Here is a 21,229-nt window from a genome sequence, read left to right as displayed (position 1 = left end):
CGGCCGGCCAGGTCGGCCACCGCGACCGGCCCCACCGGCCACCGGCCACCGGCCACCGAAGACCCGTACAGCACCTGCGCACATCGCACCGACCACCCGAGGGGGAACCATGCACCGCGCCAACCGCACACTCGCGACGGCGGGAGGGCTGCTGCTCGCCACCGCATTGACCTGTACCGGTACGGCGATGGCCGCACCGTCGGCGGTCTCCTCGGCCGCCGTGACCGCCGCGGACTGCCGTCCCCTGGCGAACGCGCCGGCCCAGGCGCAGGCGATCGTCAATGCCGCGTGCTCACAGATCGGGGTGCCGTACTCATGGGGCGGCGGTTCCGTCCACGGGCCGACGTACGGTCAGGACTATCCCGGTGGCGGCCCCGGCGCCCACGACAGCCAGGTGAAGGGCTTCGACTGCTCGCACCTGGTGCAGTACGCGGCCTGGCAGGGAGCGGGCATCGCCCTGCCCGAGGGGACGTGGAACCAGGCCCGGTGGAGCGGCGCCACCGCCCGGTTCACCCCCGCCCAGGGGATCGCCCCGCTGCAGCCGGGCGATCTGCTGCTGTGGGGGTCGGACCCGGCCAACCTCGGCAGCGTCCACCACATCGCCATCTATCTCGGCAACGGCAGGATGGTCGAGGCCCGGGAGTCCGGGACGCTCGTGATGGTCAGCGACGTACGGCTGAACTCCCAGTACGCGGGCGCCCTGCGCATCTCCGGCAGCGAGCAGCCGCCCGCGAACACCAAGCGCTTCATGACCTGGGGCACCCAGGTGAGCCTGCGCCCCGACCCCGGCACCCAGCGGCCTCCCGTGGGCCGACTGCCCGGCCCCACGGCCGTGGACGTGCTCTGCCAGGTGCACGGGGAGCGCGTCACCGCCGAGGGCTACACCAACGACGCCTGGTCGTACCTGCCCAAGTACAAGGCGTGGATCTCCAACATCTACATCGACGACGCGGCGGCCTGGCTCCCCGGGGTTCCCAACTGCTGACTCACCGCTCCCCCCACGCCGCTCACATCCCTGACCTCACCCACACCGCTCACACCGCTCACAGAGGAGACTCCACCATGCGCACACTCAAGCGCACCAAGTCCGTCGGCCTGCTCGTCGCCACGGTCACCGCGGCCGGGCTGGTCCCGCTCGCCGCCGGCCAGGCCGCCGCCGCCCCGCCCGCCAAGGCCGCCGGCTACGCCGGTTCCTGCCCGACCGCCGGCACGGTGACGCAGGGGTGGCACTCCGGCCACGACGGCGTCGACATCGCCAACAACCGCGGTACGCCGATCCACTCCACCGGGCCCGGCACCGTCATCGTCTCCGGCACCGCCAGCGGCTACGGACAGTGGATCCGCATCAAGCACGACGACGGCACCGTCACCGAGTACGGCCACATGTACGAGCGTCTCGTCTCCGTGAACCAGCGGGTGAGCAGCGGTCAGCTGATCGCGCGCATGGGCTCCGAGGGCCAGTCCACCGGTCCGCACCTGCACTTCGAGGCGCACTCCTCCACGGCCAGCACCCGGGGCATGGACCCCGTCGCCTATCTGGCCGAGCGCGGTGTGAGCCTGCCGTGCACCCCGGGCAGCGGAACGCCCGGCACCAACTTCACCACCTGGGGCACGTCGGTCCGGGTGCGCGCCGACGCCCGGCTCAGCGCGGCGGTCGTGCGCACGCTGACCGGCCCGACGCCGGTGTACGTGCAGTGCCAGAAGCGCGGCGACTCCGTCACCGCCGAGGGGTACACCAACGACGCCTGGTCCTACATCCCGGCGCTCGGCGGTTACGTCTCCAACATCTACATCGACCACCCCGCCGCCTGGCTGCCGGGCGTCGGTACATGCTGACCGTCGCTCCACGTCGCCCACCGGTGGCGTGCTCGGGGTGGAGTGCCAGGCCAAGGGCGGGTCGTGCGACGTACGGCGACCACTGGCACACCTGGTGGGTCAGGACCCCGGCGGTGGGCACGGCCCGGTCCGCGTACATGAGCGAGATCCTCCTCGCCGGAGGCGGCGACGACGAGCCGGACTCGGGGCTGCCGACCTCCTGAACGACGGCCCGCACCACCGGATGCCCCCCGGGACCACGCCGGTCCCGGGGGCATCCGGCGCCGCACCGCCGGCTCCACCGCCGCCTCACCCCCTCCTTCTCCACCGATCCCGAGGACGACCATGATGACCTTGAGCAGCGCCCGGAGCGGGGTGCGGGCGGGTGTGCTGACCGCCGCCCTCGCCGCGCTCCTGTGCACCCCCGCGAACGCCCGATCCGTCGCCTCCGCCGAATCCCCCGCGGCCCGCCCGGCGGCGGTTCAGGCCGATGTGCCCGCCGGGGTGACGGCGGGCGTCGCCGTCTTCGACCGCCGTACCGGCACCTTCACCGAACAGCTGAACACCTCCGCGCAGTTCAGGTCCGCGTCGGTGGTGAAGCTGCTGATCGCCCTGGACGTGCTCTGGAACCGCAGCCCCGATGCCCTGTCGGCCACCGACCGGGCCCGGATCGACACCATGCTGCGGGGCAGCGACGACGCGGCCGCGAGCACCTTCTGGTCGAACAACGGCTCGGGGGCGATCGTCGACCGGATGGTCACCCGGCTCGGCCTGACGGACACCGCCCGGCCGCCGTCCACCCACCCCGGCTACTGGGGCTACACCGCTCTCTCGGCCCGTGACACCGTTAAGATCTACCGGCATCTGCTGGAGTCCGCCCCGGCGGCGACACGCGACTTCCTCCTCGGCGGCCTGCGGCAGTCCACCCGGTGCGCCACCGACGGATACGACCAGCACTTCGGCATCGCCGGCTCCTTCAACCGCCCCTGGGCCGTCAAACAGGGCTGGTCGGGCTTCAGTTCGGGCGGCTGCACGGCTCCGAACACCGCGGCCGCGAAGGACACCGGAGCCGCCGAGGCCGCCGGGGAACCGGCGGCAGCGGATGCCCGCACGCCGGCGGGCGCCGATGCCGTGGACCTCTCCCGTCCGGCACTGCACACGACGGGTCTGGTGGGCGAGGGTGACCGGTCCATCGTGGCGGTCTTCACCCTGCACCCCGGCGGAACGTCCTACGGCAAGGCGTACACGGACATCGGGCGGCTGACCCGTTCGCTGAACGTCCCCGGCGCCGTCCGCCCCGCCGGTACGTGGGTCGGCACCTGGGGCAGTGGGGTCCGGGTCCGCACCCAGGCGACAACGACCTCCGGTGCGATCACCACGCTGCCCGCCGGGGTCGAGGTCCTGGTCGGCTGCCAGAAGCGCGGGCAGCAGGTCAGCCAGCCGCCCTACGTCAACGACTGGTGGGCCCACCTGCCGCAGTACGGCGGCTACATGACCAACATCTATCTCAGCGTGCCGGAGAACCAGGTGCCGGGCGTGCCGGTCTGCTGAGCGCCCGAGCACCTGGCCGCCTGACCGGCGGGGGTCGAGGCCCGGCGGGGCATCACCGCTCCGCCAGGCTCGCGGGGGTCGGGCCGTCCGGGCGGACCGTGATGCCGTAGGCGGCACCGGCCGGGACGCTGTGGAAGTGCGGGACGTGGGCGGGCAGCAGGAGTTCGAGGAGGGCGGTCGACTCCCGGAGGGCGAACTGCAGGCCCAGGCAGGCACGGGGGCCCAGGCCGAAGGGGGCGTAGCTGCCCGGTCGGGTGGGCCGCCGTCCCGGGGTCAGGAAGCGGTCCGGGTCGAAGCGGGCGGGGTCCTCCCAGGTCCCCGGGTCCCGGTGGGTGAGGTAGGGGCAGACCAGGACGTCGGTGCCGGCCTCGATCGCGTAGCCGGTGAGGACGTCGTCGGCGGCGGCGTGGCGGGGCAGGATCCAGGCGGACGGGTAGAAGCGCAGGGTTTCGTGGACGAGGGCCTGCACCGCCGCGCGCCGTTCGGGGGAGCCGTCCGGGCCGGCGGCGAGAGCCCGTTCCCTCGCGTGCGGGTGACGGTCGAGCAGGAGGTGGAGCCAGGTCAGCGTGACCGCGGTGGTCTCGTGCCCGGCGACCAGCAGGGTCACGAGCTCGTCGCGGATCAGCCGGTCGGTGTACTCGGGGGAGGCTTCGGCCGCCTCCAGCAGGACGTGCAGCAGACCGGGGCCGTCGGGTCCCGCCCCGGCGGAGCGGGCGGCGGCGATGGCGTGGCGCGACAGGGCGTCGATCCGGGCCAGTTCACCGGCGACGGCCCCCCGCGCGGCGACGCCGTCGGCGGGCAGGCTGGGCAGCGCGGCCACCACGGCCGGCACGGCGGCCAGTTCCTCCTCCGTGCCCGGGTCCAGGGGATGTCCGGTCAGGGACCGCCAGATGGCGTCCAGGGCGAAGCGGCGCATCTCCTCGCCGACGTCGAGGACCTGTCCGTCGCGGGCGCACGCGGCCCAGCGCGCCGCGGTGGTCCGGGCGGCCTCGGTGATCCGCCGTTCCCAGCGGCGCATGCCGCGCCCCGTGAACTGGGCCTGGAGCAGACGCCGTTGGCGTTGCCAGGCATCGCCGGTCGCGGCCAGGACCCCGTCGCCGATCAGCAGCCGGGCGCGGTGCGAGCGCTTGACGTACAGGTCGGGCCGCAGTGCGAGGACGTGCTGGACGGCTTCGGGGGCGGTGACCAGGACGGTGGGGTGCGGGCCGATCCGGAGGGCGGCGACGCCGCCGAGCCGTGCGTGCGCCTGGGCGAACAGGTCGATGAGCTCGCCCTCCCCGGCCTGCCAGTCCCGTACGAGTGCGGGCTCCAGCTCGGGGACGGGCCGGGCCGTGCGGGACGGGATCGGGAGGGGGCCGGGGCGTCGGGCGTGGGTGGCCACGGGTCTGCTCCTGTTCGGCGGCTGTGCGTCGTCACGGACCGGTTTCGGCATCACGCACTGTAGGGGAGCCGATGCACGGGGCGACAGCCCGCCTCCGGCCGCGTGCGCGGAGCCGGAGGCGTGCCGGCGATCAGGGGCGGGGGGTGTCCGCGCGCTGCCAGACGGACAGGCCGTGGGCGGCGAGGGTCTCCGGGAGGCCGGCCAGGGAAGGCAACTGCTCGATGTGGTGGACCCCCGGCGGCACGGAGCCGGTGAGCAGTTCCCGGGTGACGTAGGAGGCGACCAGCGCGGTGACCCGGCTCTGCTCCCGTCCGGTGACGGCGCAGGCGGCGTGGAGGTCGCCGCGTCGGGCGTCGGCCCGGACGGCGAAGCCGTCGCCGCCGAGGTGGACGCGGCTGAAGGCGGCCGTCAGGGTGCGCCGCACGGCGGGCCTGCGGGCGGCCGCCCGCAGCCCGAACAGGGCAGCGGTCAGCGGCTTGGAGTCCAGGCACAGCCGGGTGGTCACCCGCTTCACGCCGAGCGTGCCGGGCAGCGTGTGCTGGTCGGGGAAGGGGAACGGGTGCGCGGTGCGCAGGCCGTGGCCGGGCAGGGTGGTCCGCAGCGGAGCCCCGGGCGGCTTTTCGGCCAGGCCCTCGACCGTCCAGCGCACGGCGTCGGCGCCGTGCCGCTCACCGGCGCCCAGCAGCACGGTGAGGTCGATGTGCTCGGCGCCGCCCACGGCCTCGTGGGCCCGGCGGGCGAGGAGGTTGGTCAGGCCCGGGGCGACGCCCACGCTGAGGACGGCCGTGGCCCCGGAGCCGGCCGCCAGGCCGTGCAGGTCCGCCACCCCGTCGAGCAGCCGCCTGGTGGCACCGATGTCGACGAGGTGCACGCCGCGTTCCAGACAGACGCGTGCGACGCGGGTGTCCGGCGGCTCCACGCACAGGACGACGGCCGCGATGTCGCCCAGTTCCGCGAGCGTGCGCCGGAAGGCGTCCGGATCGGCAACGTCGGCGCGCACCCCGCCGAGCCTGCGTGCCCGGGCCTCGTCGCGTCCGGCGACGACGACCCGTCCGGGGAACCAGCCGTCGAGGGCGGAGACCACCGTCGCGCCGACGGCGCCGTATCCGCCGACGACCAGGATCCTGTTCGGTTTCGATTGCATGTGTGCCGTACCCCCATCGGAACGATTGGTTGCGGGAAGAACACGCGGTACGGGCCAGGACCGGGCCGGGGCGCTCGTGCGCGCCCCGGCCCGGTCGGCCGCGGAGGGGTCAGCTCTTGCCGAGGAGCTTGTTCATCTGGGCGATCTCCGCCGTCTGGGAGGTGATGATCGCCTCGGCCATGGTCTTGGCGGCGGGGAAGGCGCCCTGTGCCTGTTCCGTCTTCGCCATCGCCACCGCGCCTTCGTGGTGCTCGATCATCAGCTCCATGAAGGCGGTGTCGAACGCCGCGCCCGAGGCGTTCTTCAGCTTGTCCATCTGCTCCGCGGTCATCATCCCGGCCATGCCGTGCGCGGAGTGGTCCATGGCGCCCTCGGCGGGCACCTGCTCGCCCCACGAGGTCAGCCACCCGGACATGGTCCTGATCTCCGGGTCCTGTGCCTTCCTGATGTCCTCGGCGAGCTTCTTCACCTCCGCCGACCGGGCGCGGGAGGGGGCCAGATCGGCCATCTCCACGGCCTGGCGGTGGTGGGGGATCATCCCCTTGGCGAAGGCGGCGTCCGCCGCGTTGTGCTGCCCCTGGCCGGCCGGGGCCGAGGCCGGGGCGGACGGGGACGCCGAGGCGGACGGGGCGGCGTGGCCGTCGTGCTCGCTCGTGGTGTCGCCGCCACCGCAGGCGGCGAGCACGAGGGCGGCCGCGCTTGCCGAGACGAGGACGGCGGTGCGACGGAAGAGGGAACGCGTGCTGGTCATGATGGTGCTGCTCCTTGATCCGCGGCCCGTTTCCGGGCGTGCGGGAAGAACGGATGGAGAGGGAGGCCCGGAGCACGGCCGGCCGCCCGGCGGGCGCCGGGTGGGACGGGCCGCGCGGGCGGCTCTAGATCCGCAGCAGCTGCAGTTCGGCCAGATCGGGGGGAGCGCGGGCGCCGACCGCGGCGACCGGTTCGGCGGCGTCCGCCCGGGACACCGCGGGGAGGCCGCCGAGCGCCTCCGCGAGTGCGGGGGGCGCGTACGACGAGGCGATTCCGGTGGCGGCGCAGGTGGCGTCCGCGTGTTCGGAGTGGCCCGAGCCGCCGGCGGGGTGCGAGCAGTCCTCGCCCGCCTGCCCGGCGGCGGGAGCGCCGTGGTGCCCGGCCGTCGCATGGTGGGCGCCCGCGGGCATGGCGGCACGGGCCGGGGCCGGACCGAGGGCGTGCATGCCGAGAATCCCGGCCAGCACCGCCAGGACCAACACCAGCAGCGCCGCACCGCGCGCCGAGGGGCGCCGGTGCGTCGGGCGGCAGGTGTGGTCGATCACGGGATCATCGTACGGCCCTCCGCGCGCGGACGAGTCCTGGGCGCACGCGGACGAGTCCCTGCCTCTTTCGAGCCATTCCGTGACGCGGCCCGCCGTCGCCGCCGAAGCGGTGGCTAGGATCACGGCATGATCACGGCTCGGTCGTCCACCGGCGTGCCGCGGATCCGGGGGAGCCGGAGTCCGCTGGTGCTCCTGTGGCTGGCCCTGCTCCTGATCGGTCTCCTCGACGTGCACGGGATCGGCACGGAGCGCGGCGGCGCGCACCACACCGCGGCCGTCTCCTCCCCCGCGGCCGTCTCCTCCCCCGCGGCCGTCTCCTCCGCCACGGCCGTCGCCGCCTCGTCGCAGGCGCCCGTGTTCGGGGCGGACAGCTCCGACCATCCGTCCGAGCAGTGCGTACCCGGCCGCTCCGACCGCGGTACCGCTCCCGCGAGTCACCCGCAGGCGGTCGCGGGGCCGGCCACACCCGCCCTGCGTACGGACGGGCCCCCGACGCCGGGCACGGCCCCGCAGAACTGCGGCACACCCACCCGGCCCGTAGCCGGGGTACTGCGGATCTAGGGGGTCGCCGGGCGCCCCTGCGGCCCGGTGGGCCACGTGGCGCACGCGGTTCACCCGTCCCGGGCGTTCGGGGGCCGCGCCGATCGGCCGCCCCTGACATCGGCGGAACACTCCGCATGTCCCGCGGCCCCGTCCGACCGCCCGCACCGGGCCCTGCCCACGGTCCGAAAGCACCTCCCCGGAGGAGCCGTGTCGTTCCACCCCTGCGCCGTCCCCCGCCGAACGGGTGTCAGCGTTCGGCCGCTGCGCGCGCTGTTCGCGCTCCTCGTGCTGTCCGCCTTCACCGCGGCGCTCGTCGGCTGCCTGGCCCACGAGGCCCGGCCGCACTCGCGGCCGGTCCTCGCGCAGTCCGCCCCGGCCCACCATCACGAGCCCGCCGCCCACGGCTCACCGGGCGTCCCCCACCCGGACGACCCGTGCGTCCTCCACCTGGCGCCCCGGGGGGCCCAGGAGGCCGCGGCGCCGCGCCCGGCCGGGTCGCCGGTGCTCCTCGTGGCGTTCCTCGCGCTGCTCGTCGCCGTGTCTTGCGGCCGGGTGGGGCGCCATGCCTCCGCCCGGCCCGGGACAGCGGCCGCGGGACGCAGAACCAGGACGCGGATCTGCTGCTGGCGGATCTAGGAGCCGTTCGTGCGGCCTCGCCCCCGAGGCCGCCGTCCACCGCCGTCGTACGGGCGAACGCCCCGCGCGACGGCGGCGGACGAGACGCGCACGCACCCAGCCGTCCACGAACGAGAGCCGAGGAAAATGTCCTCTCCGTCCACGCGGACCAACCCGTCCGCCCGCGGCGCCGCCCTGTCCGGGCTCGTCGGCAACACCCCGCTCCTGCGCGTGTCCGAGCCCTTCGCTCCCGGAGGCCACGGCTTCTGGGCCAAGCTGGAGGGCTTCAACCCCGGTGGCATCAAGGACCGGCCGGGCCTGCACATGGTCGAACGGGCCCGTGCCCGGGGCGACCTGCTGCCGGGCGCCCGGATCATCGAGTCCACCAGCGGCACCCTCGGCCTGGGGCTCGCCCTGGCCGGGATGGTCCACGGGCATCCGGTGACGCTGGTCACCGACCCGGGTCTGGAGCCGTCCATGACGAGGCTGCTGACCGCCTACGGCGCCCAGGTCAACGTCGTGGCCGAGCCCCACCCCGCCGGGGGATGGCAGGAGGCCCGCCGCGAGCGGGTACGGCAGCTGATGGCCCGGGATCCCGGATCCTGGTGCCCCGACCAGTACAACAACCCCGACAACACCGGCGCCTACACGCCGCTCGCCCTCGAACTCGCCACCGAGCTGGGCCACATCGACGTGCTGGTGTGCAGTGTGGGCACCGGAGGGCACTCCGCCGGCGTCTCCCGCGTACTGCGGCAGCTCTACCCCCAACTGGAGCTGGTCGGCGTGGACACGATCGGCTCGACGATCTTCGGCCAGCCCGCCCGGCCCCGTCTGATGCGCGGGCTGGGATCGAGCATCTACCCCCGCAACGTCGCCTACGGGGACTTCGGCGAGGTGCACTGGGTGGCGCCGTCCGAGGCGGTGTGGGCCTGCCGGCAGCTCGCCGCCTCGCACTACGCCACGGGCGGCTGGAGCGTCGGCGCCGTCGCCCTGGTCGCCGGCTGGCTGGCCCGCACACGGCCCGCGGACGTCCGTATCGCCGCGGTCTTCCCCGACGGCCCCCAGCGGTACCTGGGCACCGTCTACGACGACGACTACTGCGCGGCCCACGGGCTGCTCGACGGCCCGCCGGCCGCCGAACCGGAGGTCGTCGGCCGGGCCGACGAGAAGGAGGTGACCCGCTGGACCCGGTGCGCCGCCGTCGTCGACCCGCTGACCCTCACGGAGGGCGCCGCCGGATCGCCCCGAGGGGCGGAGGGGTCAAGCCGGTGAGGGACACGCTCGCTCAGTTCCGTTCCTACGACCGCGGCGTCCGGCTGCTGATGGTGAACCAGTTCACCATCAACCTCGGCTTCTACATGCTGATGCCGTACCTCGCCGCGCACCTGTCCGGCTCGCTGGGGCTGGCCGGCTGGCTCGTCGGACTGGTCCTCGGCGTACGCAACTTCAGCCAGCAGGGCATGTTCCTGATCGGCGGCACCCTGGCCGACCGGCTCGGCTGCAAGCCCATGATCATCGCGGGACTGGCGCTGCGCGTCGCCGGCTTCGCGGCCCTCGGGCTCGTCGACTCCGTGCCCGCCCTGCTGGCGGCGTCCGCCGCGACCGGGCTGGCGGGGGCGCTGTTCAACCCGGCGACCCGGGCGTACCTGGCCGCGGACGCGGGCGATCGCCGGGTGGAGGCGTTCGCGCTGTTCAACGTCTTCTACCAGGCCGGCATCCTGCTCGGGCCGCTGGTGGGGATGGTCCTCACCGGGTCCGGGTTCCGGGTCACCTGCCTGACGGCTGCCGGGATCTTCGCGCTGCTGGGCCTGGTGCAGATCCGCGGTCTGCCTTCGCTCCGGCCGGACGGGGCGCGCCGGGGGCCGGGCGGGGAGCGGGAGACGGTGTTCGCCCAGTGGCGGGGGATCCTCGCGAACAGGCCGTTCCTGCTCTTCGCCGCCGCGATGACCGGCTCGTACGTGCTGACCTTCCAGGTGTACCTGGCGCTGCCGCTGGAGGTCCGGCGCCTCGGCGGCGACGGGGCCTTCGGGGCCGCGGCGACGGCCGGGCTGTTCGCCGTGTCGGGGCTGAGCACCGTCCTGTTCCAGACGCGGGTGACCGCGTGGTGCAGGGCGCGCACGGATCCGGGTCGGGCACTGACCTGGGGTCTGCTGGTGATGGGCGGCGCGTTCCTGCCGCTGCTCCTGGCGGCGGCCGTGCCGGTGCCGGACGGGGGTGCGGGCCGGTGGTTCCTCGCGGCCGGGCCGCCGGCGCTGGCGGCGCTGCTGCTCGCCGCCGGCACCATGATCGCCTACCCGTTCGAGATGGACACCGTCGTCCGGCTCTCCGGGGACCGTCTCGTCGCGACCCACTACGGGCTCTACAACACGGTCTGCGGGATCGGTATCACGGTCGGCAACCTGCTCACGGGCGCGGCCCTCGACGCGGCCCGGGCGGCGGGTGCGCCCGTCCTGCCGTGGCTGTCCCTGGCGGCCCTGGGCCTGCTGTGCGCCGTCGCGCTGCGGTGGCTGCACGGCAGTGGCCGCCTCGCGCCTCCCGTACGTACCGAGCGGGCGGAGCCGGCCTCCGCCTGACCGGCCCTCTCCCCCGGTACGGGCGGCCCCGGGTCACACCGGGTGCCGTCCGGCCGGGGGGAGGCCGGCCAGCAGCTCCCGGGCCAGGCGCAGATGGCGGTGGCCCGGCTCCAGCAGGGTGCGGGCGTCGCCGAGGGTCCGGGTCAGCAGGGAGCGGGCCTCCTCGGTGCGGGCCGAGGAAGCCAGCGCCCGGGCCCATTCCAGCCGGGCGTAGATCGTGTGCGGGTGGTCGGGGCCCATGACGCGGGTGCGGTCGGCCACCAGCGACTCCCAGGCCGTCACGGCCTCGGCGGTCCGGCCCGCCCGGGCCGCGACGGCGGCGCGGCTGCTGCGGACGGCGAGGGTGTGCGGGTCGTCGGGGCCGAGGCAGCGTTCCGCGTCGGCCTGCAGTTCGGCCAACCGCTCCTCGGTGCCGGCAGGTTCACCGGCCCGGTACCAGATCAGGCTGCGCCGGGTGGCCAGTACCTGGGGGTCGTCCGGGCCCTGCACCCGCAGCCGGTCGGCGAGCAGCCGGGCCAGCTGCCTGGCGGCTTCGGCCGGGGCACCCGACTCGCCGGTGAAGTAGGCCAGTTCGTGTCGGGCGGCCAGCGTGTCGGGGTGGCCGGCACCGAGGACGGTCGCCGCGTCGGCGGCCAGGGCGGCGAACCGGCCGGCCGCGGCGTGCGGGTTGCCTGCCTCGCCGGTGAAGAAGGCCAGTTGGTGGCGGGCGGCGAGGGTGTCGGGGTGGCCGGGGCCCAGCCGGTCCTGGCGCCGCCGGGTGATCCCGGCGAGGTCGGCTGCGGCCCGGCGCGGCCGCCCGGCGTCGCCGATCGTGATGGCCAGCAGGAAGTCCGCGCCGGGGACGCCGCCGAGCCGGGCCCGGGCCAGCGCCTCGGCGGCCCGCCTCGGCCGTCCTTCCTGGTGGGCCAGCAGACCCATGTCGTAGGCCTCGGCCGGTGTGACCCGGCCGACGAGCCCCTGCCACAGGTGCTCCGGTACGGGGGCCAGGCCCGGCGCGTCGAGGAGGTAGTCGAAGGCGTTGTAACCCTGGGTGCGGTTGCCGATGAGCAGGCCGCTGGTGGCGTGGACCGTCGCGCAGGCCCAGGTCATCGCCTCGTCGAAGGGTTCCGGCCGGAGGTCGCCGCCGCCCCGCTCCACCAGGTACGGCCGGTGCAGTTCGCGCAGCCGGTCCCGGCCGACCGGGCTGCGCAGTCCCGCGCGCCGGCAGTCCACGGCGGCCGCGACCACGGCCGCGCCACGCGGATGGGCGCCGGGTGTCCAGGCGTTGTGCCAGGAGGCGAGCAACTCCGGTCCGGCCGCGAGGACTTCCGCGACACCGAAGCGCTCACCCGCCCGTAACGCCGCGACGATCCGCGGGTCCTGCATGTGGGCGGCGGCCCGTCGCCGCTCCCCGGCCGACCAGTGCCGGGCCAGCCGTACCACCTCCGCCTGCCGGAGCACGTCCCGCTGGGTGCGCCAGGCGTCCCGGTCGGAGCCCGTCAGACGGCTCTCCTCGCGGGCTTCGAAACGCCGGTACTCCTGGGTGCGCATGGTCGCCAGGACCACCCGGCGCCCGGGCGTCGGACCCGACAGGGCGGCCAGCATCGCGGTCGTGAGCCCTCCCGCGCCGAGGAACTCCTCGAGGTCGTCCAGCCACAGCACGGCCCGCCGCCGGGTGCCGGCCACGCGCAGCGCCTGCGGGAGCGCGGCCCTGCCCAGCGGGCGGACGAAGGCGTGACGGGGGAAGAGCGCACGGGCCGTCTCGTACGCCAGCCGGGACTTGCCGGCGGTGGACTCCCCCACCAGCAGGACGAACCCGGCCCGGCCGAGGGCCTCGCGCAGCCGGGGCTCCACGTCGCGGCGGATGTACGCGGGAGGCGCGCCGGGGGTCCGGCCGCCGTCCGCGGGGTGTCCGTCCCCGGGGTGTCCGTCCGCGGGGTGCCCGTCCGCGGGGTGCCCGTCCGCGGAATGGGCGCCGGCCGACTCGGGGCGGTCGACCTGCCGCAGTGCGGGGATCCGGCCCGCCGCCGTGCGCAGCAGGGCGGCTGCTCCGGCCGGGACGGTGTCCCCGTCTCCTGCCGCACCGCGCCGCGGCCGCAGCCGCTCGGCGACCAGCCCGGAGAACGTGGTGACGGCGGCTCCGATTCCCGTGGCCCACGCCCCGCTGGTCCACAGCGAGGCCAGGGCCAGGGCGGCGGCGCCCAGGCCGACGGCCCCGACGTAGGCCGGCCAGCCGCGCCCGCGGCTGTTCTCCCGTACGAGCAACACCGGCATGGCGCCCCCCACACACGTCCGTGACCGGCCCCCATTTTCACCCGTGCGGGTGAATTCGGAAGCCGGCGCGGCATGGTGGTGCTCCCGTCTGACCGGATGTCAGCGGTGAGGCGGCACGGCGGTCCGGTCGGCCGTCGTCAGCCTTCCTTGACCAGCACGGTGATGTTCCGGTTGTTGATGAAGACCCGTTCGACCTCGTCGTCGACCTCGAACTCGCCCTCCACGTCGGTGGGTGTGATGACCTGCGCGACGGTGTCGTTCGGCGGGACCTCCTTCAGGTCCAGGCGGAGTTCCTCGGGGACCTTGACGATCGGTGGGGACGCCGGCACCAGCTTGAGTTCGAAGCCGGGGGTCCGGCACTGGCAGGTGCCCTTCACCGTGACCGTGCGCCTGCCCTTGCCGTACCGGTGGGCCGTGGCGGTGAAGTCCTGAGCACCGGCTGTGCAGGCGAATCCGTTCTCGTATCCAGACATGTCTGCTCCCATCGTCCGTTCGCTGCTTGGCTGATCACGCGTGGATGCCGCTCACACACGGCTGCCGGTCACACGCGGATCCAGTCTCGGCGCGGTCGGTGCGGGCCGCAATCAGGGGTGGTTCGGGCGGGTGGCGTGGCCGCCGGTCAGGCCGGGTGGCCGGGTGTCAGGTCCAGTACGTCGCTCAGAAGCAGCAGCGGCGGCCGCTCGGGGCCGCCGGGGCGGCTGCCGTCGACGGGCGCGAGCAGGAATCCGACGTGGTCCCCGCCGTCGGCCTGTCCTTCGATACGGCCGAGGAACCAGGCGGCGGCGTCGTCCAGGACCGGTGCGGGAGCGTGGGGCGACCGGCTCCAGGCGAGGTGTTCGAACTTGTCGGTGTCGTCACCGGTCCGGCTGCCGAAGAGCTCGGCCGTGCGCTTCTGGTCGTCCCGAAGGGCGTGCACCGCGAGGTGGGTGGCCGTCCGGGCGACCGTGTACGTGTGATTGGCCCGGGAGAGCCACACCATGAAGCGGGGCGGGTCGATGGAGCACTGGGAGGCGAAGCCCACCAGGCAGCCGGCCCGCCGGCCCCCGTCCCCGTCCCCGTCCCCGTCCGCCGCCGTCACCACGTACATCGGGTAGTCGAGTACGTCGGTGAACGCGTCCAGTCCGGCCACGTGCCCCTCACCTTCCGGCCCTCGGCCCTCGGTCTCCGGCCCCTCCAGCCCCTCCAGCCCCGCCTCCGCCCATCCTCCCACTGCCCGACCGGGTGGTCGCTTCGCGGCGTTTGCCGCCCGGGATCGCGGTCAGAAGCCCCTTGTACGACGCATCTCCACCCCGATCTCCAGGGAGTGATCAGCCGTGTCCGACAAGAAGAAGAGCCGGGCCAAGGCCGAACAGATCAAGGGCAAGATCAAGGAGACCGCCGGTCGCACGGTGGGCAACGAACGCCTGACCGCCGAGGGTCGCGCCGAGAAGACCAAGGGCAACGCCCGGCAGGCCAAGGAGAAGATCAAGGACACCTTCAAGGGCTGACCCGCCGACCGGTTCGCGCCGGAACGCGCAGCGGCCGCCGACCGTTCCCGGTCGGCGGCCGAAGGCGTGTCCCGGCGGGCCCGCCGAAGGCGTGTCCCGGCGGGCTCGCGACGCCTCACGGCAGCCTCAGCGGGGTGCGCAGGGCGCTGTCGCCGCGGGTCCAGGCGCTGCGGATGTGCGTCGCCAGCCGGTCCTCCAGCAGGACGGTCGCCGCGCAGCCGAAGGCGACGTCCGCCTCCAGGTCCGGCTCGTCGGCCAGCAGGCCTCCGATCACCTCGTGGCGTACGACCTGTTCGTGGACGGCGTCGGCCTCCACGTGCTCGGTGTAGAAGCGTTCCGCGGCCGGGCCCGCCCCGCACCGCCGCATGGCCCGGGCCATGCGGCGGGAGCCGGGTGAGGAGGTGACCTCGACGCACGCGAAGTGCCCGACGAGCGCGCCGCGCAGCGCCCGGTGCAGGCCGAACAGGGACATCAGGTTCACGGTGGCCAGCAGGGGCGCGGGCGCCCGGTCCAGATACCGGCCGTAGGCGGGGTCCAGCCGGAGGTCGGCCATGAGGGCGGCGAAGAGCCGCGCGTGGACGCGGTCGGCGCGGCCGGCGCCGAACTCGTCGTACTCGATGGCGACCATCGCGGCCTTGGCGCGGCCGGTCAGCCGGGGGATGACCCAGACGTGCGGATCGGCCTCCTTGAGGTGGTAGAGGGAGCGCAGGGCCGCGTACTCGCGCAGCTGCCAGAGCTCGCCCTCCGTTTCCAGGTAGTGGCTGAGGCTGTCCGAGAGGTCGACGGGCTCGACGAGGAGCGGGGCGAAGGCGTCCTCGACCGAGCGGGGGCCGTCGGCCAGTTCGCTGCGCAGGGCGTGCAGGAACCGGTCCTCCATCGCCCGGCGCAGCCGCAGCAGGTCGGGGTCCCATTCCCGTTCGTCGTGGACGCCGTCGAAGCCCGCGTAGTGCAGTTCGTAGAGCAGGTAGAGGGCGAGCTGCAGGTCCTCGCCCCAGGGGTCGGCCCGCAGCACGGCTCCGGGGGTGCAGGCCGGGGCGGCGTCCGAGCGCAGGGCCCGGGTCACGGCCCGGGACAGCTCGCCGCGCGCCTCGACCAGGCCGGGTCCGGCCGCCGCAGCCGTCTCCACCCCCGCCGTACCCGTAGCAGTGGCAGTGGCAGTGGCAGTAGCAGTAGCCGTGGGGATGTTGCGGTCGTGACCTGTCATCGCGGGTTCCCGTCCTCGGTCGACGGCACGGCTCGTTGTCTGGGGCGGTGGCTGGTGTCGCACCACGGGTACGTGCGGCTGCGACGGCAGGTGCACACCGCGACGACGAAGCGGTCGGACCGCACGACGGTCCCGTCGTCGAGGACGACCTCGACCGGGCCCTCGACGAGTACGGGGCCCCGGGGGTCCACGGACACCCGCCGGGCGGGGGTCGCGGCGCTGTCAGACGGACACGGCACGGATGATCACCAGCTCTTCCCACTCCTCGTACGGGGACGCCAGCGCCCGCCGCTCCAGCCAGGCGCGCCGCCCGCGCAGGACGGGGCCCCACGGCACGGCGGTCCGCGCCGTGATCCCGGCGGTCAGGCCCGCCGCGGACAGCCGGTCCACGGTCTCCTGGGCTCCGCACATCCCCGAATGCACCATGAGCAGGGAACCGCCGGCCCGCAGCAGCGCCGGGGCCCCGGCGCAGATCCGGTCGATGACGGCGCGGCCGTCGGGGCCGGCGTCCCAGGCCCGCTCGGGCCCGTGCGCCGGCGGGCGGTCCCCGGGGGCGGGGACGTACGGCGGGTTGGCGAAGACCAGGTCGAAGCGGCGGCCGGCGGTGCGCATCGCGAAATCGCCGTGCAGGAGGCGCAGGGGCAGGCGTCGGCGCAGGGCGTTCAGCCGGGCCGTGAGCACGGCGGCCCAGGAGACGTCGACCGCCGTGACGCGGGCGCCGCGGTCCGCGGCGTGCAGGGCGAGGGCACCGGTGCCCGTGCCGATCTCCAGCACGTCCCGGCCGGGTCCCAGGTCCTCGTGGTCGAGGGCCTCGGCGAGGAACCGGGTGTCCGCCTGTGGCCGGTACACACCGGGGAGGGCGATCAGGCCCGGAGCCGGTGGGCCCGGGAGCAGTGCCGTAGGGGACACCATGTACCTCCGGATTCGCGTGGGGTCCGCGGGGCCGATGCGCGGCAGGTGACGGCAGTGGGCGCCTGCCCGCCGCGCGGCACCCCATCCGGGGTCGAGGTGACTTTCGGAGGAAACGACAGGAATCGGGTGCCGCCGTCGGGCTGTCCGTGGCGGCCGTGCGCCGGGCCCGGCGACGTCAGCCGAGGGCCAGCACGACCGGTCCGCCCGTGGGGTCGACGCGGGCGGTCCAGTCCGGTGGGAGCCTGAGGGAGCGGGACGGGGACGCCGGGAGCGGGAACCGGCGCCGCCACAGTGTCCGGCCGTCCTGGGCCGCCGTCACCACCGGGGTGGTCACCGCTTCCGCGGAGCGCAGCAGCAGCGGCCGCCGGGCGATGCCGGTGATCCGGTTGGGCGTCACCCACAGGAGCGGGGCCCGGACGTGCAGCGGAGGGCCGGGCTCGGGCCAGGGGGCGCCCGCGAGGTGGGCGAGTACGGAGGCCGCCGCGGCGGCTCCCTCCTCGGCGGCGGTGGCCGCGCTCTCGATTCCGTGGAGGGCGTTGCCCACGGCGAAGACGCCGGGGGCCGCCGTGCGGAAGGCGGCGTCCACGCAGGGGCCCCGGGTGCCGGGGTCCAGGGGGACGCGGCCGCGGCGGGCCAGTTCGTGGTCGGGGATCCAGTCGCCGGTGAAGACCACCGTGTCGCAGGCGAGGAGGCCCGTACGGCCGTCCCGGTGGCGGACGGTCACGCCCGTGAGCCGGCTCCGGCCGCGCAGTTCGCCGACCGTGGTCGCCGTGAGCAGCGGGATCCCCGGCACGGCGGCGGCGCGCGGCTGCTCGGTGACCATCGCCGCCACGTCCGTGCCCGCCTGCCGGAGTGTGGCCGCGGCGCGGCGGGCGACGGGCTCGGCGCCGACCACCACGGCCCGCCGGCCGACGGGCAGGCCGTGCTCGTGGACCGAGCGGAACAGCTCCCCGGTGGTCAGCACCCCGGACGGGCGTGAGCCGGGAACGAGCCGGGCACTGCGCGGGCGTTCGCGGGCGCCGGTGGCGAGTACGACGGCCCGGGCCGTGATCCGTTCCAGGCCCGCCGGGCTCGTGGTCTCCAGGCGGAGCGGGCCGGCCCAGCCGGTGGCGGTGACACCGGTGCGGACGGCGGCCCCGGCGGCGGCCGCCGCCCGCGCCCACCGTCGTGTGTACGCGGGGCCCCGCAGCCAGGGCAGCGGGGCCCGGCCGAAGCCTCCGTGGTGGAGGTGGCGCGGCATCCCGCCCGGTTCCGGTTCGCGTTCGAGCACCTCGACGCGGCCGGCGCCGGCCCGGGCGAGCCGGGCTGCCAGGGCCAGTCCGGCGGGGCCGGCGCCGACGACGAGGACGTCGACGCGCCTGTCGGTGCGGTTCACGGGCGGGCCTCCTCGAACAGGGCGCGGACGGCGGCCCCGCAGTGGAAGCCCTGGCAGCGGCCGCCGCGGGCGCGGGTACGCCGCCGCAGGCCGTCCGGCGAGGCGGGCGGTACGGTCGCGGCGAGCGCATCGCGGATCTCGCCGCGGGTGACGCGCTCGCAGTGGCAGACGATCCGGCCGTACTCCGGGTCCGCCGCGATCATCGCCGCGTCGCGGTACGGGCGGGGGAAGGCCTCGCCGAGGTTCGGCATCCGCACCGGTTCCGGGTCGCGGGCGCCGGTCAGGGGCAGACCGCCTTCGCCGAGCAGCCCGACCACGTGTGCGGCGATCGCCATCGAGGCGGTCAGGCCGGTGGAACGGATCCCGCCCACGGTCACGTAGCGCTGGGCGGGATGCGCCCGCACGGCGTAGTCCTCCTGCCCGGTGGCGGCCCGCAGCCCCGCGTAGACGGCGGTGACCTCCTCGTCGAGGAGCGCGGGGAGGATCCGTCGGCCCTTCTCCCGCAGCAGGGCGAGCCCGTCGGCGGTCGAGCCGGTGGCCGTCTTGTCGTCCAGGTCCTCGGCGGTCGGCCCGAGCATGACGTTCCCGTACACGGTCGGCGTGACCAGCACTCCCTTGCCGCGGGCGTCGGGCACCGGCAGCAGGATGTGGCGGACGAGACCGCGGGCGAGTTCGTCGAAGACGATCAGCTGGCCGCGCCGGGGGGTGACGGTGAGGTCCGTGTGGCCGAGGAACCGGTCGATCTCGTCGGCGTGCAGGCCGGCCGCGTTGACCAGGTGCCGGGTGCGCAGCGGGCCCCGGCCGGTGGCGAGGGTGTGCGGTTCGCCCGGGGTGACCGAGCGTACGGGGCAGTTGAGGTGGAGGTCGACGCCGGCCCGCACGGCCTGGGTCGCGTAGGCGAGGGTGGTCGTCCAGGGGCAGATGAGGGACTCGTCCGGTACGTGGAGCGCGCCCAGCACTCCGGGCCCCAGTTCCGGTTCGCGGGCCCGTACCTCGTGGGCCGGGAGGATCCGGGCGGAGCGGTAGCCGTTGTGCACGGCCTTGTCGGCGAGCACCGGCAGGGCCGCGAGCTGTTCCTCGTTCCAGGCGACGAGCAGGGCTCCGACCGGTTCCACCGGGATGCCGGTGTCGGCCGCGTAGGCGGCGAGCAGCCGTTGCCCGTCGCGGACGAGCCGGGATTCCAGGGAGCCGGGCGAGGCGTCGAAACCGGTGTGCAGGATGGCGGTGTTGGCCTTCGAGGTGCCGTTGCCGACGTCGTCGGAGGCGTCGATCAGGGCGGTCCGCAGGGGGAGGCGGGACAGTTCCCGGGCGATGGCCGAGCCCACCACACCGGCGCCGACGACCGTCACGTCGTACGGGTCGCCGCCGGGCAGCGGGCCGCGCCGGGTCAGGGTCATGCCGGTGTGTCGAGCAGGGCGGACACCGCCGTCCGGAACCGTGCGCGGCGCTCGGCGGCGTGGCCGGCCCGGGCCTTCGGCTCGTAGACGGCGGACGGCTTCCACTCGGGGACGGCCTCGTGCACGGTGAGGGAGGGGTCGAGGCCGAGCCGGGCGACGGCTGCGACGCCGAGGGCGGTGGCGTCCGGGAGGGCGGACACCTCGACGGGGATCTGGAGCAGGTCGGCCTGGGCCTGCATGAGCAGGGCGGAGCGGGTGAGGCCGCCGTCGACGCGCAGGGCGGCCAGAGGTGTGCCGAGGTCGGTGGCGACGGCGTCGGCGAGTTCGGCGACCTGGGCGGCTATGCCGTCGCACAGGGCCCGTACGAGGTGTCCGGCGGTGGTGTCGAGGCCGAGGCCGGTGACCGAGCCGCGCAGGTCGCCGCGCCACCAGGGGGCGGCGAGGCCGGCGAGCGCGGGGACGAAGGTGACGCCGCCGGCGTCGGGGGCGGTCCCGCCCACGGTGTCGAGGTCGTGGGCGCCGGAGATCACGCCGAGGTCGGTGAGCCAGCGGACGGCGGACGCGGCGGTGTAGACCTGCCCGTCGAGGCAGTAGCTGGTCCGGCCGGCGAGCCGCCAGGCGACGCAGCCGACGAGTCCGGAGGTGCTGCGGAGGGGGCGCGGTCCGCTCTGCGCGAGGAGGAACGCGCCGGTGCCGTAGGTGCACTTGGCGGTTCCGGGTTCGGTGACGCGCTGGGCGAGCAGTGCGGCCTGCTGGTCGACGAGCAGCCCGGTCAGCGGCAGCGGGGGTCCGAAGGCGGTGGTGGTGCCGACGCGGGTGTCCGCGTCGACGATGTCGGGCAGGGCCTCGCCGGTGAGGCCGAAGGCGTCCAGTGCCGCCGGTGACCAGTCGACGGTGTCGAGGTCGAGCAGCTGGGTGCGGCCGGCGGTCGCCGCGTCGGTGACGAAGGCGCCGGTGAGGCGGTGCACCAGCCATGCGTCGCTGGTCGTCACCACGCCGCGGCGGGTGAGGTGACGGCGTATCCAGGCCATCTTCGGCGCGGCGAAATACGGGTCGAGGGGCAGTCCCGTCCGGTCCAGCAACGACGCCGCGCGCGGGGCCAGTTCGGTGCAGATCAACTCGGCGCGGCGGTCCTGCCAGACGATCGCGTCGGTCAGCGGCTCACCGCTCGCCGGATCCCAGGCGAGGACGGTCTCGCCCTGGTTGGCCAGGCCCACCGCGGCGACCGGTTCGCCGGCCGCCGCGAGGGCGGCGCGTCCCGCGTCGACGACCGAATCCAGCAGCTCGCGGGGGTCCACCTCCACGCGGCCGCCCGGCAGGTACCGGGGCCGTACGGGGGCGGAGGCGGAGCCGATGACCCCTCGTGCGGGGCAGACGACGAGGGCCTTGGTTCCCGAGGTGCCCTGGTCCACAGCGAGCACCGGGCCCGTCATCACCACTCCGTCCCTGGTGTCGGCATGCGCGATCGTCTGCCGGAAGACTTCACCAGCGGACGCCGACCCGTCAAGATCCATCCGCGCGGGCCACGGGCGTCTGACGCGAATTCACATCTTGTATGTGGCTTGATACTTGCATTCGAAAAAGTTTCACGCCTCGAACGCTCATAGTCACTCTATAGTGATCGCCGATCACCCGGCGCGAAGGCCATGCGATGCGAGGACCGATGACGACGACGACCGCTAGA

21 protein-coding genes are annotated in these 21,229 nt (G+C 75.0%); 8 read left to right on the top strand and 13 right to left on the bottom strand.

The features are described from left to right. Positions 1-109: 109 nt before the first annotated feature. From NRK68_RS29225 to NRK68_RS29215, 3 genes are all read left to right on the top strand, one after another. Positions 110-985 (top strand): C40 family peptidase, encoded by an 876-nt coding sequence (locus NRK68_RS29225; protein WP_183064012.1) that lies wholly within the window; start codon positions 110-112, stop codon positions 983-985. 77 nt (positions 986-1,062) lie between these two features. Then, complete coding sequence (locus tag NRK68_RS29220) at positions 1,063-1,836, top strand: M23 family metallopeptidase (RefSeq protein ID WP_257857207.1); 774 nt, start codon at positions 1,063-1,065, stop codon at positions 1,834-1,836. 327 nt (positions 1,837-2,163) lie between these two features. Continuing rightward, positions 2,164-3,366 (top strand): hypothetical protein, encoded by a 1,203-nt coding sequence (locus NRK68_RS29215; protein WP_183064254.1) that lies wholly within the window; start codon positions 2,164-2,166, stop codon positions 3,364-3,366. Positions 3,367-3,418: 52 nt separating this feature from the next. Here the strand turns inward: NRK68_RS29215 and NRK68_RS29210 are convergent, their stop codons facing one another. The 4 genes from NRK68_RS29210 to NRK68_RS29195 all read right to left on the bottom strand — a co-directional run bounded on the left by NRK68_RS29210 (position 3,419) and on the right by NRK68_RS29195 (position 7,186). Beyond that, positions 3,419-4,747: a cytochrome P450 gene (locus tag NRK68_RS29210; RefSeq protein WP_257857206.1), complete on the bottom strand. Its 1,329-nt coding sequence runs from the start codon at positions 4,745-4,747 to the stop codon at positions 3,419-3,421. 130 nt (positions 4,748-4,877) lie between these two features. Continuing rightward, complete coding sequence (locus NRK68_RS29205; RefSeq protein WP_257857205.1) at positions 4,878-5,891, bottom strand: saccharopine dehydrogenase family protein; 1,014 nt, start codon at positions 5,889-5,891, stop codon at positions 4,878-4,880. Positions 5,892-6,000: 109 nt separating this feature from the next. Beyond that, the gene (locus tag NRK68_RS29200; protein ID WP_257857204.1) at positions 6,001-6,642 is read right to left on the bottom strand and encodes a DUF305 domain-containing protein; all 642 of its coding nucleotides are present in this window, start codon (positions 6,640-6,642) and stop codon (positions 6,001-6,003) included. 124 nt (positions 6,643-6,766) lie between these two features. Continuing rightward, positions 6,767-7,186 carry a DUF6153 family protein gene (locus NRK68_RS29195; RefSeq protein WP_308296328.1) on the bottom strand — a complete coding sequence of 140 codons (420 nt, stop codon included), beginning with the start codon at positions 7,184-7,186 and terminating at the stop codon, positions 6,767-6,769. Positions 7,187-7,312: 126 nt separating this feature from the next. Between NRK68_RS29195 and NRK68_RS29190 the strand changes: the two genes are divergently transcribed. From NRK68_RS29190 to NRK68_RS29175, 4 genes are all read left to right on the top strand, one after another. Further along, the gene (locus NRK68_RS29190; protein WP_257857203.1) at positions 7,313-7,747 is read left to right on the top strand and encodes a hypothetical protein; all 435 of its coding nucleotides are present in this window, start codon (positions 7,313-7,315) and stop codon (positions 7,745-7,747) included. Between the two features lie 189 nt (positions 7,748-7,936). Then, complete coding sequence (locus NRK68_RS29185; RefSeq protein ID WP_183064006.1) at positions 7,937-8,365, top strand: hypothetical protein; 429 nt, start codon at positions 7,937-7,939, stop codon at positions 8,363-8,365. 126 nt (positions 8,366-8,491) lie between these two features. Continuing rightward, positions 8,492-9,616 carry a PLP-dependent cysteine synthase family protein gene (locus tag NRK68_RS29180; RefSeq protein ID WP_183064005.1) on the top strand — a complete coding sequence of 375 codons (1,125 nt, stop codon included), beginning with the start codon at positions 8,492-8,494 and terminating at the stop codon, positions 9,614-9,616. Continuing rightward, positions 9,613-10,917: an MFS transporter gene (locus NRK68_RS29175; protein ID WP_257857202.1), complete on the top strand. Its 1,305-nt coding sequence runs from the start codon at positions 9,613-9,615 to the stop codon at positions 10,915-10,917. Before NRK68_RS29180 ends, NRK68_RS29175 begins: the two co-directional genes overlap by 4 nt. A gap of 33 nt (positions 10,918-10,950) precedes the next feature. Here the strand turns inward: NRK68_RS29175 and NRK68_RS29170 are convergent, their stop codons facing one another. The 3 genes from NRK68_RS29170 to NRK68_RS29160 all read right to left on the bottom strand — a co-directional run bounded on the left by NRK68_RS29170 (position 10,951) and on the right by NRK68_RS29160 (position 14,299). Then, the gene (locus NRK68_RS29170) at positions 10,951-13,170 is read right to left on the bottom strand and encodes a tetratricopeptide repeat protein (protein WP_257857201.1); all 2,220 of its coding nucleotides are present in this window, start codon (positions 13,168-13,170) and stop codon (positions 10,951-10,953) included. A gap of 137 nt (positions 13,171-13,307) precedes the next feature. Then, on the bottom strand, positions 13,308-13,643 hold the full coding sequence (locus tag NRK68_RS29165) for a hypothetical protein (RefSeq protein ID WP_183064002.1): 336 nt from the start codon (positions 13,641-13,643) through the stop codon (positions 13,308-13,310). 146 nt (positions 13,644-13,789) lie between these two features. Beyond that, on the bottom strand, positions 13,790-14,299 hold the full coding sequence (locus NRK68_RS29160; RefSeq protein ID WP_257857200.1) for a flavin reductase family protein: 510 nt from the start codon (positions 14,297-14,299) through the stop codon (positions 13,790-13,792). 184 nt (positions 14,300-14,483) lie between these two features. Here NRK68_RS29160 and NRK68_RS29155 point away from each other — a divergent pair, with 184 nt between their 5' ends. Continuing rightward, a complete protein-coding gene (locus NRK68_RS29155) occupies positions 14,484-14,657 on the top strand; it encodes a CsbD family protein (RefSeq protein WP_183064001.1) in 174 nt (57 codons plus the stop codon). Between the two features lie 115 nt (positions 14,658-14,772). On the opposite strand, the gene NRK68_RS29150 is transcribed toward NRK68_RS29155, so the two are convergent. The 6 genes from NRK68_RS29150 to NRK68_RS29125 form a co-directional block, all read right to left on the bottom strand. Continuing rightward, the gene (locus tag NRK68_RS29150; RefSeq protein ID WP_257857199.1) at positions 14,773-15,861 is read right to left on the bottom strand and encodes an iron-containing redox enzyme family protein; all 1,089 of its coding nucleotides are present in this window, start codon (positions 15,859-15,861) and stop codon (positions 14,773-14,775) included. After that, a complete protein-coding gene (locus NRK68_RS29145) occupies positions 15,858-16,100 on the bottom strand; it encodes a CDGSH iron-sulfur domain-containing protein (RefSeq protein ID WP_257857198.1) in 243 nt (80 codons plus the stop codon). Before NRK68_RS29145 ends, NRK68_RS29150 begins: the two co-directional genes overlap by 4 nt. Continuing rightward, a complete protein-coding gene (locus NRK68_RS29140) occupies positions 16,084-16,773 on the bottom strand; it encodes a HemK2/MTQ2 family protein methyltransferase (RefSeq protein ID WP_183063999.1) in 690 nt (229 codons plus the stop codon). The genes NRK68_RS29145 and NRK68_RS29140 overlap by 17 nt, the downstream gene beginning before the upstream one ends. 175 nt (positions 16,774-16,948) lie before the next feature. Further along, positions 16,949-18,148 (bottom strand): NAD(P)/FAD-dependent oxidoreductase, encoded by a 1,200-nt coding sequence (locus tag NRK68_RS29135; RefSeq protein ID WP_183063998.1) that lies wholly within the window; start codon positions 18,146-18,148, stop codon positions 16,949-16,951. After that, entirely contained in the window at positions 18,145-19,545 is a 1,401-nt protein-coding gene (locus NRK68_RS29130) for an FAD-dependent oxidoreductase (protein ID WP_257857197.1), read from the bottom strand. Before NRK68_RS29130 ends, NRK68_RS29135 begins: the two co-directional genes overlap by 4 nt. Beyond that, positions 19,542-20,978 carry an FGGY family carbohydrate kinase gene (locus tag NRK68_RS29125; RefSeq protein ID WP_183063996.1) on the bottom strand — a complete coding sequence of 479 codons (1,437 nt, stop codon included), beginning with the start codon at positions 20,976-20,978 and terminating at the stop codon, positions 19,542-19,544. The genes NRK68_RS29130 and NRK68_RS29125 overlap by 4 nt, the downstream gene beginning before the upstream one ends. Positions 20,979-21,229 lie beyond the last annotated feature (251 nt).

The sequence above is a fragment of the Streptomyces yangpuensis genome (genome assembly GCF_024666385.1).
Taxonomy (GTDB): domain Bacteria; phylum Actinomycetota; class Actinomycetes; order Streptomycetales; family Streptomycetaceae; genus Streptomyces; species Streptomyces yangpuensis.
The sequence above is the reverse complement of the archived record's forward strand: the minus strand, read 5'-3'. Positions and strand labels throughout refer to the sequence as shown.

Bases quoted from the DNA above. Each gene is read 5' to 3' on its own strand.
- NRK68_RS29170 (WP_257857201.1), bottom strand. From the start codon at position 13,170: ATGCCGGTGTTGCTCGTACGGGAGAACAGCCGCGGGCGCGGCTGGCCG.
- NRK68_RS29190 (WP_257857203.1), top strand. From the start codon at position 7,313: ATGATCACGGCTCGGTCGTCCACCGGCGTGCCGCGGATCCGGGGGAGC.
- NRK68_RS29125 (WP_183063996.1), bottom strand. From the start codon at position 20,978: ATGACGGGCCCGGTGCTCGCTGTGGACCAGGGCACCTCGGGAACCAAG.
- NRK68_RS29225 (WP_183064012.1), top strand. From the start codon at position 110: ATGCACCGCGCCAACCGCACACTCGCGACGGCGGGAGGGCTGCTGCTC.
- NRK68_RS29180 (WP_183064005.1), top strand. From the start codon at position 8,492: ATGTCCTCTCCGTCCACGCGGACCAACCCGTCCGCCCGCGGCGCCGCC.
- NRK68_RS29165 (WP_183064002.1), bottom strand. From the start codon at position 13,643: ATGTCTGGATACGAGAACGGATTCGCCTGCACAGCCGGTGCTCAGGAC.
- NRK68_RS29205 (WP_257857205.1), bottom strand. From the start codon at position 5,891: ATGCAATCGAAACCGAACAGGATCCTGGTCGTCGGCGGATACGGCGCC.
- NRK68_RS29220 (WP_257857207.1), top strand. From the start codon at position 1,063: ATGCGCACACTCAAGCGCACCAAGTCCGTCGGCCTGCTCGTCGCCACG.
- NRK68_RS29130 (WP_257857197.1), bottom strand. From the start codon at position 19,545: ATGACCCTGACCCGGCGCGGCCCGCTGCCCGGCGGCGACCCGTACGAC.
- NRK68_RS29215 (WP_183064254.1), top strand. From the start codon at position 2,164: ATGACCTTGAGCAGCGCCCGGAGCGGGGTGCGGGCGGGTGTGCTGACC.
- NRK68_RS29200 (WP_257857204.1), bottom strand. From the start codon at position 6,642: ATGACCAGCACGCGTTCCCTCTTCCGTCGCACCGCCGTCCTCGTCTCG.
- NRK68_RS29140 (WP_183063999.1), bottom strand. From the start codon at position 16,773: ATGGTGTCCCCTACGGCACTGCTCCCGGGCCCACCGGCTCCGGGCCTG.
- NRK68_RS29150 (WP_257857199.1), bottom strand. From the start codon at position 15,861: ATGACAGGTCACGACCGCAACATCCCCACGGCTACTGCTACTGCCACT.